Raw genomic sequence first — 13,105 nt, forward strand, 5'->3', positions numbered from 1 at the left:
ATGGCATTCTTAACAGACGAAGATTACAAAGGACTCATCGACCAGGAAGATTTAGAGGCATTTTCAGAAAATGACCCGGAAACCCGGCGTAAAGCTGAGCGGCAGGCCCAGGAAGATATCAGCTCTTACCTCCGGTCACGGTTTGATGTAGCCGCCATATTTGCCACTGAAGGAGAATCGCGAAACTCCAAGATAGTGGAAGTAATGGCAGACCTTTCTATTTGGAACCTCATTCCTTCCGGCACTTACCGTGATGTCTCAGACATTAGGGAAACCAGGTACAAAGCCGCCATCACCTGGCTCTGCCGGGTCCAGAAGGGGGAGCTATTGCCTGAATTGCCCCGGTACCAGGAAGAATCTGGCAAAGGCCGCACCTTCCGTTGGGGAAGCCAGTCACTTAGGGAACAGCTATAAATCAATAATATGAAATTCAGCTTTAACAAACTTCTTTCTGGGGAGTGGCCTATAACAAATAGGCTAGCCGCCCAGACCTCCAGCAAGCCAAAGGACAGGCTGCGCAACCGTGTCACCAAAGAGAAACCAACTAAGGTGACAGCTGATATGGCAAACTATAAGCGTGCCGTAGATACCGCCAAAAACCCTGAAAAACCCAGGAGGGCACAACTGCTGGCTTTGTATGACCAGTATATGATTGATGGCCATTTGAGCGGCAATGTCAGCAAACTAAAGAATAAAGTGTTGGCAGAGCCCTTTGTAGTAGTTGATGAAAACGGGAAAGAAGATCCGGATGCCCTAAAGCTATTTTTGCGGCCTTGGTTCTATGACTTCAATAGTACCATCTTGGACACTGAGCTCTATGGCCACACCCTGGTAAACTTTGACTATCCTGATTCTGAAGGTGATTTCAAAGGGGAATTCACCCGTTTTGATATCATACCCCGTGAGCACGTGGTCCCAGAACTGGGCCAGGTATTATTGAGCTTAAAAGATGAGGTAGGCTTGCCTTTCCGCGAAGGAGGCGACTTTACAAAGCTACTCCTGGAGATTGGCAAACCGGATAATTTGGGGCTGCTCATGAAGGTTGGCCCAGATATAACCTGGAAGAGACATGCCAGGAACGACTGGGCCAGAAGAAGTGAGAAGTATGGCCAGCCGTTGGTAAACCTGAAAACGGAAGAGACTGATGATGATATTCTGGATAAAAAGGAAGCCATGTTGCAGAACCTCGGTTCTAATGGTTACATCATTACTGACATTGATGAGGAGCTAGACTTACTGGAAGTGAAAGATAAAGATGGCCATCTGATCTATAAGGAGATTGGCTTGTACTCCAATGACGAAATATCAAAGCTTCTAACCGGGCAAACCATGACGAGTGATGCCGCCGGTGGCCAATACAAAGGCGAGGTTCATGAGCGTGTGGAAGAGCATTTTATCCAGGCTAAGATGAGGTACATGTACTTCTACTGGAATTTTACCCTATTACCGTTCCTGAAGGATTGGGGCTACCCATTGCAAGGCAAGTTTATTAAGTGGCGTAAATGGATTGATGAGGAGAATGAACGGGGTAACGGAGGCGATGGCAACAAGAAGAAGCCAGACCCGGAAACTGACCCAAAGAAGGGAAAGGAGGAGAAAGAAGCCCTAAATTTTAACCAGCCCCATTCCTTAGGGGGTGGGGTTGACAGCTGCTGTGGCCAGCTGATGTACACGCTATCAGCCAAGTCAGGAAAACGGCTTCTTCAGAGAACAAAGGCATTGGCCGCGCTCTTGCACGCAAACCCAGACAAACAGCCTATAGACTTTCTTGAAAGCAAGGAATGGAAGGCAGTACAGGAGCTTGTGAGGGTAGAGCTATTCAGTGCAGTGGAAGATGGATTCGGAAAAGGCCTGGCTGGGGTGAAATATAATTCTCCAGACTACCTGTTCCTGAAGAAAATGGAACAGAACGTCTTTATCTTTTCTGCTTTCAAGAACTACCAGCTGCTGATGGATTTAAACGGCTTGCTCAAGAATGAGCAGGGTGAACTGAGGCCTTGGAACTCTTTCAAGAAAGAAGCGCTTCTGAAACACGAGGAGTACAATGTGCAGCATTTGGCAGCTGAGTACAACACAGCAGTAGCCTCAGGCCAAGGTGCTGCCAAGTGGCAAAAATTCCAGGAGAACAAAGAATACTATTTTCTTAAGGTTACTACAGCCGGTGACAACAGGGTACGTGGCTCCCATAGGAAATTTGAAGGCATTACATTGCCTCCTGACCATGACTTCTGGAAAACCCATTGGATTCCCTTTGACTGGCAGTGCCGTTGCAATATTATACGGGTGCCAAGGGCAGGACGTGAGGCAACTGATATTACAGCCCTGGAATTGCCAGCCTTGCCTAAAATGTTCTCCCATAATACAGGAATAACGGGTGTGGTTTTTCCAGAGTCTCACCAGTACTTTGACGTGAACGGCCAGGAAATCCATGATAAGATTAGGAGGGCTGCATAATGGAAGATTTTTCTGAAGACGTTCACAGAATGGCCAACCAACTGAGGCAACTGGTGAAGGTTCTGCCGGAACTGGGGGCAAATGAGGTGATGGCCAGCATTGACCAAAACTTCCAGAAGGGCGGGTTCTACGGTGACCCCTGGGAGAAGCGGAAAAATGATGAAGACCCGGACAGGGCCATCCTGATTGGGAAGGGCTCAGGTAGGCTAAGGCGCTCCATTGATTATGAAGTAAAAGGTAAGACCATATACTTCAAAACAGATGCGCCCTATGCCGAAATCCATAATGAAGGTGGTCAGATAGCGCAGGAAATCACCATCACAAATGCTATGCGCAAGTTCTTCTGGGCAAAGTATTATGAGACTGAAGACGACAAATGGAAGTATATGGCGCTCTCTAAAAAAGCTTACCTGGAAAGGACTATCAATATGCCCCAAAGGCAGTTTATGGGCGACAACCCTGAGGTGGACAGGATGCTAAATTCCCTCTTGGAACATGAAATAAATCGTATATTTGGTTAATAATATACTATGCGAGACCAAGAGCTGAACCGGGAGCGTAACACCAGGATAAGGAGGGACTTCCAAAAACTCAAAGCCGAGCCAGTGGCCGTTGAATATGCAGGAGAAAAGGTATTCATTCAACTCCAGCCCCAGCAGATCATGCAGGTACTTGAGCGCCGTTATTTCATTACTGCCCGTACTATTGAAAACGTAATTTATAACCAGTCATGATTGAGGTAATTCAAGCGCTGAGGCAACATATCACTTCAAAGATTCCTTCCATTAAGAAAGTGGAACGTTGGAACAACCAACTAAGCAACGAAGGCAAAGGTGTTATTTCACGCCTTGATGTAGTATACCTAGAGTTTGCCAATATTACTACTGTTACTGTTTCCCGTGGAGTGCAACACTGCACAGTGGCTCCTTTACGGGTGCGCCTGCCAGGCAAGGGCACAGAAGATGGTGACGTTCTCTTAGGCCGTGCCCAGGAGCTTTACAAAGTACTGCAAGGCTTTTCCGGTGGCCCGCTTTTGACACCGATGGAAAGGGTTAAAATCTATCAGGACACAAAGCATGACAGTATTGAGCAGATGGTTCAGGATTTCACTTTTAAGTACACAGATGATTACAAAGCCGTGGGCCGCTCCCAAAGTATGACCCCAGAGCTAGAGGTAACAGCATAAAAAAAGCCACCTAATAGGTGGCTTTTTCACTTTTAAAGTTAATTTTATTGGAAGTCATTTATTTGAGCCATAAGGGCTATCTCTTGTTTTGTTGGCTTAACACCCGCTTCCTGTACTGCCTTCTCCTGATCCCAGTATAACCGTTCCCCATCTTGTTTTAAAGCTACCAGGTAAGAGCTCCTCTTCTTTGCACCAAAGTCATTCTGGGCATCTACCACCACATGCACCACGTAAGCAGTATCCATTGTGCCACCAACTATTTCAGCACTAATAAAATCAGCTGTATCCGGAGATTTAAGCCTTTCAGCTACGCGCTCACGGGCTGTTTTCTCAATGATTGCCTGCTTGCCATCACAAGAATATAAAGCTAAAAGAATGAGGGAAATGAACAGGTACTTTTTCATAAGAGTATCATTTAATAGATGTTTTTAATTCTTAATAATTCAATAATTGCTTTAGCATCAGGAACTGCCTTGTGTATAACCTTAGTTTCTATTAAGCCAGCCCTTCTTTTACACTCCTTAAGGTCAGGCGGCTTCTGGTCAGTCTTCACATCTATGTAGTAGGCGCAAGGATCATAAGCCCAATTATGGAATCTGATATTTGCTTTCCACTCAGGTAGCTTCTCCAGTCTAGGTCGGTCAAATCTTGTAAAGTTTTTCCCTGCCGCTAATATAACAACCTGCCCCTCATCACCAGGAACAAAGCCATTTTCAATTAAGAAGCTTCTAAACATAGATGCTACTTTTTCAGGCTGTGTTAACAAACCTTGGGCTTTTGCTGCCTCCCATTCTTCCAAAAGACCACTTTCCTTATGTAACCCCTGAGCTACTTCTTCCCAGTGCAGAGTATCATAATGAAGCATAGCCCTAAATTCTGGTAGCTCCTCTAGAGGCACAATATTCACAGGGTCTTCTATTACTGCCCCAATCTCTATCACCTGACACAAGTTGATGTCAAGGCCGGTTGTTTCTATGTCAATGGAAACTATTTTCATTGTGTTACAAGTTAGTTTTTTTCTCTTTCCAAACAGTACCAGTAGTGCCGTTATATTCTTTTACCCAGCCTTTACTGTAAAGATGGGCATGGTACTGCTGAATTTCCTCCCGCCCGAGCTTTCGTTCAAAATCCCTATCATAGTAGTCAGGCATCTTAGTCGCCTGGGCACCAGGCAACCCATTCTTCAGGTAGTCTTTGGTGATGTTGATCCGGTTAATGTAATTCTGGAGGGTGAAGTTCTGAAGACCGTCCTCAAAGAACACTTTCAATAGGTCTTTATTCACCGGAATGTTTTTAAGATTAGCTTTCTCCAACTGCTTAGCTACGTAGCTCACGCCTCTGTAGGATTTATAGAACTGGCAGAACAGTATAACCTTATCCTGTACACTTTTGGCCACCACTGGGGTAATTTTCAGGTTTGCCTGGGTTAGTTCGTTAATGTTAGCTTCTCTTAACGGGAGCCTCTGCCTTAGGTAGTGCCATTGGTCATCTGTCAGAGGCACATTCAATTCGCTTGCAAAGTTATTTAGGATACCATCTTTGAAACCTAGGTACATGGCACCGTTCAATTTGTCGCTTTTCAATTTATAGACACTTACGTTCATGGCTATTTCCTCAATCCTTCCAGGTAAGACTTGTATACTTTCCCGAACTGTGTTACCAGCTTGGGCAACTCATTATAGGTGTAGTCATTGAAGCCTTTGGCTGGTGCTCCATACTTGCGGCACCAGGCATCTATTCTTGCTATGTCTACCTTTGTCCCATCAATTTGCCAGCGCATCTTATGGGCCATGCTGATGATTTTCTTCCGCATTTTATCTGCCTTCTGATTCAGGCTTTCCAGGTGTTTTATAAGTTGGTCAGCTTCAGACTCCAGTAACTCAGTTGTGCTAGATTCCCTGTTCTTAGTGAACTGTTCAACTAGTTTGACTTTATCTCCCGAAATACCGAGTCTATTTATCAGATGGTGAATTTTGATGCTTTGGCCGGGGGTGCGCTTCATCTGTAATTTATATGAGGTAAAGAATTATATATTCTACAATCTCTAGAATGACATCAAGAATTAATGAGGCAAACAGACCTTGAGCAAATCCTTTCCACCAATGTTTATTCCTATTTCTCATTTACATTCTTATTAATGTATTTTTCAATTAGTTTAATCACTGTTTGCCTAGGTTGGGGCTTTGCCTTTTCATTTTGAATGGCAGCCTCTAGGTGTTCTAAACTGTAGTTATTAAGCTGAAGGCTTATTCTGACATCATCAAAATTTCCTCTTTGGTTTACTAGCTGTGGAATCATGATTACTTTTCAGTTTCTTTAATCTTCAGGCCAATTAAAACTAATGCAAAGGCGATGCCTCCGAATACTGGCTTAACCACAGCAATTACAAAGGCATTGTCAAAGTCAGGAAGGGCAAGGGTGACCGCAATAAGTAGCAACGCCACTAGGAAGGGGTTAGGCTTATTGTCACTTTTCAGCGGAGCTTTTCTGGGTGTTTTCTGTAAAAGTGCTTTCATTTTATCTTAAGATTAGTTGAGATTCTCTTTTGTGGGGCAATACATATTCCATGTACAGGAGGTCAAAAAGGTCTTTTTCTTCACGTACAGGTACCAGCTTTCCATATTTGGTTAACATGCCCCCTTGCCCCTGATAACCCAACCTGAGCCACTTCTGAACCAACGCCTGGGAAAACTCTGCTGGGCCTGTTCTGATAGCCATCTGATATCCCCAAGTACATTCCCTGGCTGTGAAAATGTCTACTTTGATGTCACAGCTGTCTATGTATCCCCTGAAGTACTTTGCTTCATTCTTCAGTGGCCAATCAATTATTTCACTTGTGCCAGGTTTAATCCATCTGATTTTGGGTACTCGTTTCAGACCTTCGCAAAGCATATTTACCTGTAGTGCCGGTGCCGTGACATTGCCAAAGAGGTCTTGGATGGGTTCCCCACGGGTTTCCCGTTTAGGTATGGCCAAAAGCTCTATATCTTTCACATCGGCTTTCCCTCTGCGTACAGAACCAGCAATAGCTATGCGTTCGCAGTATGGTGCCAACCCCTTGCACAGGTAATTGGCTATTTTCAGCGCTTTTTGTAACTCCATGACGTTCTGAAGTTGATTTGCTCCCGGAGGCGGAATCGAACCACCTCAAGGGCCACCGTGGCCGGGATTTATTCTACTACCGAGGCAAGCTCTAATGCTTCCAGGTGTTCTTTAATTTCTACCACCGTTGTAAAGCAGGCTTCAAAAATCTTGTACATCAATTCGGGCTCACCACCGGCTAAAAGTGCAATGGTTGGTTTGCCCATCCCTTGCATCCATCCGGCTTCAGTATGCGCTGACCGGCCACAAGGCAGAACTAAAACACAGGCATCAGCCCAGTGCATGGCATCAAAGTCACTTTTAAATCCAGCCACAGCAATTGGGTGGTTCAATGCCTCCAGGTACTGCTCATCAGTCCATTGTTGCCAGTTAGGGTCAATCTGTGACCAACTGAAACCAGTGTTCCCGTGCGGGTTTTTGAAGTCATAAACCTCATGGCCAGCGGCTCTGAGTAAGGCCACAACGGCTGGCTGGATATCATTTCTCCAGCTACTTGCTACATAGATTTTCATTGCTTATAAATTGATTTGATTAATAGTTGAGACTAGCGAAATTGAGGCTGAGGGGCTGAAGCTTCCCGTTTTCATCAGCAAGAAAGAACCGCACGTAGTTGGTGGTTTTCTGTTCAGTGTAGCTCTCTTTGAACAGCCGTATAGCCTCTTTCCAGTCTTGGTTGTCAAAGTCTTCTTCCATCTTGTAGAGACGGTTGATGAGCTTGATATCAAAGTCCCCAGTGACGGCATTTCTCTCTAGGAGTGAAGTGACCATCTTGTACATCCGTTTGTCTTTCACTCTCACAAAAGACTCCAGGAACATTTTAAGCCGTTCCTCTGCCAGGCTTGCACGGGCGTCAAACCCTTTTCCTACCTGTTTTGAGTATTCAACTTTCATCAAACCATCAGCTGACTTGATGCTGAAGTTGCCTTTGTTGGCTTCTGATACACCGCCGTAGGCTTTCAATTTCTCATAATGCTCTTTGAGCCTGTCAAAGCATACCTTTTTAAATCCGGCAAGAGCACCATGCAGCTTATTGGCATTTTCTGTTAGGTGAACCACTAGCTGGTGTTCCTCAGCCTCGTATTGTTCCCGCTGGCGCTGTTTCTCAAATTTCTCTTCTTGCTTGCGCAGGGCCAGTAGGCGCTCTAGTTCCTCAGTAGGTACTTCTTTAAGTGCTTCTATTTGTGTCATGGTTTTAGTGTTTAATTATTAGAAATTGTTTTGATTGTCTTATGTCTTGGTCAATTCCCTCCAGCACGGCGGTTTCTGGAAAGATTTGGAGCTTGTTGGGTTGGTGGTAGAACCTGTAAAAAATCCTGAAATGCTCGGCGGTGCTGAGGGTGCGGCAGCTACGGGAAAGCTGCCCACTGGCCAGTGGGGTTTGGTACACCAGTTCCCCATTTACCATTCTCAGGTTGTTAAGCAATTCAGTATCCCTGAGCTGCCACTGGTTGAGCCACCAAGCCCAGAATACAGGGCTTGCCTGTATGTATTGGTTGTCACTTTCGTCCAAGTTCAAAACATCCCAGATGTAGGCTTTTCCGGCATCAACCCTAAACCAGAACAGCCACCCAAAATCAACCCTCAGCAGGTTCAGAACTTCTTTCTGCTCTGCCTGGCATTGCTCCCTCATTTGCTGTATGTGTGTCATTTGTCAGATAAGTTTTTGGTTTACTTTGCCCATTAGGGCTTTCACTAACATTTCCTCGCCAACTGAAGGCGAAGCCGAATAACAGACCCAAAGGATTGCTGCTTCTGACTTGGTGAGAGTTAGCACGTGTTCAGGTGCGCTGGAGAAAGTGCTGATGAAGTTTTGCTCTATTTGCTTCAGCAGAAAGAAGAAACTGCGTATTAACATGCCTTCTTCAGTGGCCAAAGTATTTTCATAAGCCAAGCCAGCGGTGTACTCTGCCATCTTCCAAAAGACCTCCTCAAATTCCACCCGCTGGGCAGTATTCATTGTTACTTTCACTTTGCCCTTTGCGGTGATTACTACTGATTTGTCAAGCTTCACCTTAGCCACGGGCCACCTCACTTTCTTCAAATTTCATTAGGCGTGGGACGGCTTCTTTGTATAGCTTTTTATGGGCTTTATATCTGTCTGCCCAATATTCCAGTTCTGCCTGGTATTCTTCAGGTGAGGCAAAAGCTTCCATTCTAAGGTTTAGCATTTGCCTGAAAGCAGACTCCATCCCATTCTTGAGAAGTGCTACTTCTTCAGCTGTGGCTTGATAGGCCATATCCATTGTTCTGGCTATTTCTTTCACTCGGTTGAAGTCAATATTTGGGGTGATGTTTGATAAAATTTTCATGGATTAATGTGTTATAAGGGTTAACTGTTCTCCGGTCTTAGGCTTTCTGTTCCAGATGGTGAAGGTTCCGAAGCCCCCGAACCTACTCACCGCTTTTGCCTTGAAATTTTCCACGTGAACTACAATGTCCATCATGTATTCAATGTCCCTGGCATACTTTCCTGCTGGTTTGCCAGCTTGCTCCCAGCACACAATGATGAAGGCCTTTTTGGGGAATTGTTTCTCTAGGCGCTTATACTGCTCAGTAGTAAGATTCATGTAATCCCTGCTGTCAATCACCACCACACGGGGTGAGCCGGGACGCTTCAACTTTGCCACCATTTCTTGATAGGTGTCTCTGTTCCCTAGCATCCACTTACCAGCCACTTCCTTCAGATTGTGCCGAAGCAAAGATTCCTTCAGTGTTTGGCTCTTGCCCTCCTCAATGCTGTTGTAGTACACGGTGGTGAAGGTGGCCAGATACTTCGTGAGCTGCATGAGGTAAGAGGTCTTCCCATTCTTTGGGTGCCCATATACCATCATTTTGAAGTTCTTGGCAGGTTTACCCAAATGCTCTGCCCACGGCTCTACCAATTCCCAGTATTCAAATTCGGTATTGATGATATCCATCACGCCGATGGAATTCCTGTAAGGCTGCTCTGCCTTCTTTTTAGATGTTTTCACTTCCATATCAGGTGGTTTTAGGCTGCGTTTGAAAGGAGGTCATGATCATTCCTGCGGGCGCGCAGGGCATTGAAAATGTCTCTGAAGTCACTTGAATTGTCGTAGAGCCTGCGTATCTCGCGTTTGTCTGTTACCCCAAAAGAGTTGCCAATCATTTCGCACTCTTGATAGGTAGGCGGGTTCAGGTAAACAGGGTTATGCCTGAAGCGGCTGTACAACTGAGGGAAAGGCGTTCGGCCAGATTCCGCTTTCTTCTTCAGTTTCTTCACAAACTCATTGGCACCGATTAGCACAAACCCCACTTTAAATTCCATTTCATCAAAAATGTCTTTGACAGCGCCCAATGAGGCATCATTCAGAACTTCTGACTCATCAATGATTAAGATAGGGTTAGTCTCACGTGAGAGCTTAGAGGCAATCGCTACACACATTCTGTAGCGGTTGGTGTGGTCTGGCACTCCAACAGTCCTAGCCACTGCGGCAATGAAATCACGGGCGGTCATTGTGTTGGCCGCTTTGACCAAATAAGTTTCTTTAGGGTGAATCTGCGAGAAGTGGGTAACAGCGCAAGTTTTGCCAGCCCCAGTTCTACCGTCAATGATGCGGTATTCCTTGCGTAGCTTGGCATCCATTAGGGCCGTGAACACGTCCTTGTAATTTTCTGTCTCAAATACCTCAGTCTCCAGGCCTAGCTTTTCCTTGATCCTCAGGAATACTTTGTCACTGATGGCGCTGGTTTTGTTGTCACCTACCGGCACGGCATTCCAGTTGCCGTTTATGATATGGGAGATATATCCTTTGTTTACCTCACATAAATCAGCTATTTGAGTGTAGCTGACACCTTTGTCTGCCTTGTATTGCTCAATACCTTTGGCAATCTGAATTTTCTGCTGTTCAGTCATTGTTTTTCTCTAATTTTGGGTTCGTTAATTGTTTTTCTCAAAAGGCTGTCGGGCTCCTACCCCCGCCAGCCTTTTTTTATTCAGTCAAAGCTTAGGTTCTTGTAAGCTTGGTACTTGCGTTGATTAAGGTCTTTGGGCGGCATCACTGGCACAGGCACCAGTTCATCTTCTTCTGGCTCTAGGGCAGTTTTTCTATTGAAACCTTCTAGGTAATCAGCCTCCGCATTGTTCAGAGCTTCCTTATCCACAAAGCTGTGGCCCAGCTTCACCAATTCTTCAGAATCGAATCGCTCTGTGATATCTGAAAGTCGCTCTTGTGTTTTCTGTTTCTGCTGCTTTTTGACATCCAGGCGGATGTTGATATTCTCTCTGTCTCCAGGTTGGTAACTCACCACTGTTGGCTGCATTAGCTCCTTTTGGAAGGCATACCCCACAAAGCGGCGGTCTTTACCTATGTACAGAGCAACCCTGTCTCTCAAGTTGTCAGGGTCGTACTTAACCCAGAATTCCTGCCCAACATTACGCTCATGGAAATCAACATCAGGCACCATGAAACCTTGCGGCGTGAGGCTTGGAGTGTAGCCGTCTGAGTTCATGACTACTGCCTCGTAATTGTATTTCTTGCCATTGAAGATTACCTGTAAGCCGGTGCGGTAATAGGTATTAGGTCTACCTGCGTTGTTTTCGTCATTCCACTGCCAGAACACGTCTTGAGCGTCTCTAGTGGTAAAGAAGGTTGGGTGAGGGTGCTGGCTTTCCTGGTACAATTCCTTGCGGGTTTTCCCATCCTTTACCTTGGTGTTATTCCAGATATGGAAGTCCATTTCTGCTTGCCGGAGAACCGCAGCTAGGTCAGGTAAAGTGTTCTCTTTTTCCAGTTCCTTCAGGATGGCTTTGTTTGCCTTGCTGTCAAGTTCTTTGGCGGTGATATTCTGGCCGGTGAAATAGCGGTTCTCACGCATCACCTGCTGTTGAAGGCGTTTGAAGGCGCTTTCTATGGGCTTTGATTGCCCGTTGTTAGGCATTGCCGGAAAATGCAGGCCAGCCATTTCTTTGAAGAACTTGACGTTACCTGAGCCGTTGTCATATTGGAACTGACTGGGCTTAATGCCACCGCTGTTCTTCACAGCCATTTTCACGGCATTTGCCACCTGTAGGTGGTCTTCTTTGCCCGTAGTGAATGACCAACCAAGCCAGCACTCACTGAAAGCATCTAATACAGCTACCACTTGGAGCTTGGCTGCTGTTCCCTTTTCAGTTCTGTAATAGTAGTTGACCTTGGTGCCGTCAATACTCCAGAGCGCATCACGGAACGGTGGCTTGTAGCGCAGCATGGTGTACTCATATAGCTCTTTCCAAGCCTCAAACCCATGTCTGGCCATGTACCAAACGGGCTGCACATCAGGCTGGAGAAGGTTATTCTCTACGGTTCTGACGGCTACGCTCTTCCAGTCTGTGCGGAGTTGCTCTACTGCGTTGTTGTACCACTTGGTGACTAAGGCAAAAGATGGCTTGCGGTCATCTGAGTACAGCTTTATTAGATACTCAAGCTGTTCCTGTCCAATCTTCTGGGTGCGGGTGTTCCCGAAATTTCTATTTACAAGGCAAAGTGCCCCATGTTTTTTGTACTCAGCTACTTTCTCCTGCACTTTCCTGAAGTTCTTTGGCAATGCCACACCTTCAGCTGTGTAAAGGGTAATGCATGCTTCGTAAAAGTCCTTTAGGGTTTGGAAAGTTGGGGAGATACGGCAGCGGAAATCTTTGTTTTTCAGTCTCTCCTCTGCCATCAATGCCAGCCAGCGGCAGGCCTGACCATACGCGTTTATCTTTGCTTTTGGTAGGGCGCTAACCTCTTCTAAGAAAACTTCACCAGTGTTCAAATTGGCTTGTTCCCGTTTGATACGAAAGTCCTGAAGGTCTTTTTTGTCTTTGTCTGAAAGTGGCTTAAGCAATGATTGTATGGCGAGGTCAATATTTTCTTTTTGACCATTTTCATACTCTTCTAAAAGGACTTTCTTGGTTGGTATCCCTTTGTTTGCAATAGCTGACGCTGGAATTGAATCATAGGAGATAAGGCATTTGCGACCATCGTCTGGGTCACTGATATTGGCATAGGCTTTAGCCTGGCCAGAACGGTATAAGCTAGTAGCCTTCTTGAGATAGCCTATAGTAAAGCCATACTCAATAAGGTCTGCAAACTCAAAATAAAGTTTTCCGTCAATTGGCTTCATCAGTCTACTCTCCAGTCAATTTTCTACTGTAGCTCAGGGGAATTGAATAGTTGTTTTCTCTCTGCTCTGTCTGCTAGAAGTTTTATAAATGCCTCAAGCACCAAGTCATTCTCTCGGATGCCATTAACTACTTTCCGCACCATGCTTGGACTAAGCTCTACTAGTTCAGCGACCTCAACGTAATCGCCTTTTCTAGCCTCAGTTTTTATTTTGTTTCTTATTTCGGTTGCGTTCTGCATCTTTGTGACACTTAAGTAG

At 45.5% G+C, this 13,105-nt stretch carries 21 protein-coding genes; 5 read left to right on the top strand and 16 right to left on the bottom strand.

Annotation, left to right across the window (positions count from 1 at the left end; genetic code table 11):
- The 5 genes from FHS90_RS17550 to FHS90_RS17570 all read left to right on the top strand — a co-directional run bounded on the left by FHS90_RS17550 (position 1) and on the right by FHS90_RS17570 (position 3,640).
- Entirely contained in the window at positions 1 to 414 is a 414-nt protein-coding gene (locus FHS90_RS17550) for a phage protein Gp36 family protein (protein WP_182514010.1), read from the top strand.
- Positions 415 to 561: 147 nt separating this feature from the next.
- Complete coding sequence (locus FHS90_RS17555) at positions 562 to 2,454, top strand: phage portal protein family protein (RefSeq protein ID WP_182514011.1); 1,893 nt, start codon at positions 562 to 564, stop codon at positions 2,452 to 2,454.
- Positions 2,454 to 2,975 carry a phage virion morphogenesis family protein gene (locus FHS90_RS17560; protein ID WP_182514012.1) on the top strand — a complete coding sequence of 174 codons (522 nt, stop codon included), beginning with the start codon at positions 2,454 to 2,456 and terminating at the stop codon, positions 2,973 to 2,975. Before FHS90_RS17555 ends, FHS90_RS17560 begins: the two co-directional genes overlap by 1 nt.
- 9 nt (positions 2,976 to 2,984) lie before the next feature.
- Positions 2,985 to 3,188 carry a hypothetical protein gene (locus FHS90_RS17565; protein WP_182514013.1) on the top strand — a complete coding sequence of 68 codons (204 nt, stop codon included), beginning with the start codon at positions 2,985 to 2,987 and terminating at the stop codon, positions 3,186 to 3,188.
- Positions 3,185 to 3,640: a hypothetical protein gene (locus FHS90_RS17570; protein WP_182514014.1), complete on the top strand. Its 456-nt coding sequence runs from the start codon at positions 3,185 to 3,187 to the stop codon at positions 3,638 to 3,640. Before FHS90_RS17565 ends, FHS90_RS17570 begins: the two co-directional genes overlap by 4 nt.
- A gap of 44 nt (positions 3,641 to 3,684) precedes the next feature.
- On the opposite strand, the gene FHS90_RS17575 is transcribed toward FHS90_RS17570, so the two are convergent.
- The 16 genes from FHS90_RS17575 to FHS90_RS17650 form a co-directional block, all read right to left on the bottom strand.
- Entirely contained in the window at positions 3,685 to 4,044 is a 360-nt protein-coding gene (locus FHS90_RS17575; RefSeq protein ID WP_182514015.1) for a hypothetical protein, read from the bottom strand.
- Between the two features lie 11 nt (positions 4,045 to 4,055).
- Positions 4,056 to 4,637: an exonuclease domain-containing protein gene (locus FHS90_RS17580; protein ID WP_182514016.1), complete on the bottom strand. Its 582-nt coding sequence runs from the start codon at positions 4,635 to 4,637 to the stop codon at positions 4,056 to 4,058.
- Positions 4,638 to 4,641: 4 nt separating this feature from the next.
- The gene (locus FHS90_RS17585) at positions 4,642 to 5,244 is read right to left on the bottom strand and encodes a hypothetical protein (protein ID WP_182514017.1); all 603 of its coding nucleotides are present in this window, start codon (positions 5,242 to 5,244) and stop codon (positions 4,642 to 4,644) included.
- Positions 5,245 to 5,246: 2 nt separating this feature from the next.
- On the bottom strand, positions 5,247 to 5,453 hold the full coding sequence (locus FHS90_RS17590) for a hypothetical protein (protein ID WP_182514018.1): 207 nt from the start codon (positions 5,451 to 5,453) through the stop codon (positions 5,247 to 5,249).
- 299 nt (positions 5,454 to 5,752) lie between these two features.
- Positions 5,753 to 5,938: a hypothetical protein gene (locus FHS90_RS17595; RefSeq protein WP_182514019.1), complete on the bottom strand. Its 186-nt coding sequence runs from the start codon at positions 5,936 to 5,938 to the stop codon at positions 5,753 to 5,755.
- 2 nt (positions 5,939 to 5,940) lie between these two features.
- Complete coding sequence (locus tag FHS90_RS17600) at positions 5,941 to 6,156, bottom strand: hypothetical protein (RefSeq protein ID WP_182514020.1); 216 nt, start codon at positions 6,154 to 6,156, stop codon at positions 5,941 to 5,943.
- Between the two features lies 1 nt (position 6,157).
- Positions 6,158 to 6,742: a nucleotidyltransferase family protein gene (locus FHS90_RS17605; protein ID WP_182514021.1), complete on the bottom strand. Its 585-nt coding sequence runs from the start codon at positions 6,740 to 6,742 to the stop codon at positions 6,158 to 6,160.
- A gap of 68 nt (positions 6,743 to 6,810) precedes the next feature.
- Positions 6,811 to 7,254 carry a hypothetical protein gene (locus tag FHS90_RS17610; RefSeq protein ID WP_220483102.1) on the bottom strand — a complete coding sequence of 148 codons (444 nt, stop codon included), beginning with the start codon at positions 7,252 to 7,254 and terminating at the stop codon, positions 6,811 to 6,813.
- Between the two features lie 19 nt (positions 7,255 to 7,273).
- Positions 7,274 to 7,930: a DUF3164 family protein gene (locus tag FHS90_RS17615; protein ID WP_182514022.1), complete on the bottom strand. Its 657-nt coding sequence runs from the start codon at positions 7,928 to 7,930 to the stop codon at positions 7,274 to 7,276.
- 4 nt (positions 7,931 to 7,934) lie between these two features.
- Positions 7,935 to 8,390, bottom strand: coding sequence for a hypothetical protein (locus FHS90_RS17620; protein WP_182514023.1), 456 nt, complete (start codon positions 8,388 to 8,390; stop codon positions 7,935 to 7,937).
- Between the two features lie 3 nt (positions 8,391 to 8,393).
- Positions 8,394 to 8,762, bottom strand: coding sequence for a hypothetical protein (locus tag FHS90_RS17625; RefSeq protein ID WP_182514024.1), 369 nt, complete (start codon positions 8,760 to 8,762; stop codon positions 8,394 to 8,396).
- Positions 8,755 to 9,051, bottom strand: a complete 297-nt coding sequence (locus FHS90_RS17630; RefSeq protein ID WP_182514025.1) for a hypothetical protein — start codon at positions 9,049 to 9,051, stop codon at positions 8,755 to 8,757. The genes FHS90_RS17625 and FHS90_RS17630 overlap by 8 nt, the downstream gene beginning before the upstream one ends.
- A 3-nt stretch (positions 9,052 to 9,054) precedes the next feature.
- Positions 9,055 to 9,720, bottom strand: coding sequence for a hypothetical protein (locus FHS90_RS17635; RefSeq protein WP_182514026.1), 666 nt, complete (start codon positions 9,718 to 9,720; stop codon positions 9,055 to 9,057).
- 11 nt (positions 9,721 to 9,731) lie between these two features.
- Complete coding sequence (locus tag FHS90_RS17640) at positions 9,732 to 10,616, bottom strand: AAA family ATPase (RefSeq protein WP_182514027.1); 885 nt, start codon at positions 10,614 to 10,616, stop codon at positions 9,732 to 9,734.
- Between the two features lie 80 nt (positions 10,617 to 10,696).
- The gene (locus FHS90_RS17645; RefSeq protein WP_182514028.1) at positions 10,697 to 12,847 is read right to left on the bottom strand and encodes a hypothetical protein; all 2,151 of its coding nucleotides are present in this window, start codon (positions 12,845 to 12,847) and stop codon (positions 10,697 to 10,699) included.
- 23 nt (positions 12,848 to 12,870) lie between these two features.
- Positions 12,871 to 13,086 (bottom strand): hypothetical protein, encoded by a 216-nt coding sequence (locus FHS90_RS17650; protein ID WP_182514029.1) that lies wholly within the window; start codon positions 13,084 to 13,086, stop codon positions 12,871 to 12,873.
- Positions 13,087 to 13,105 lie beyond the last annotated feature (19 nt).

Origin of the sequence: Rufibacter ruber, from assembly GCF_014138425.1 — a bacterium.
Taxonomy (GTDB): Bacteria; Bacteroidota; Bacteroidia; order Cytophagales; family Hymenobacteraceae; genus Nibribacter; species Nibribacter ruber_C.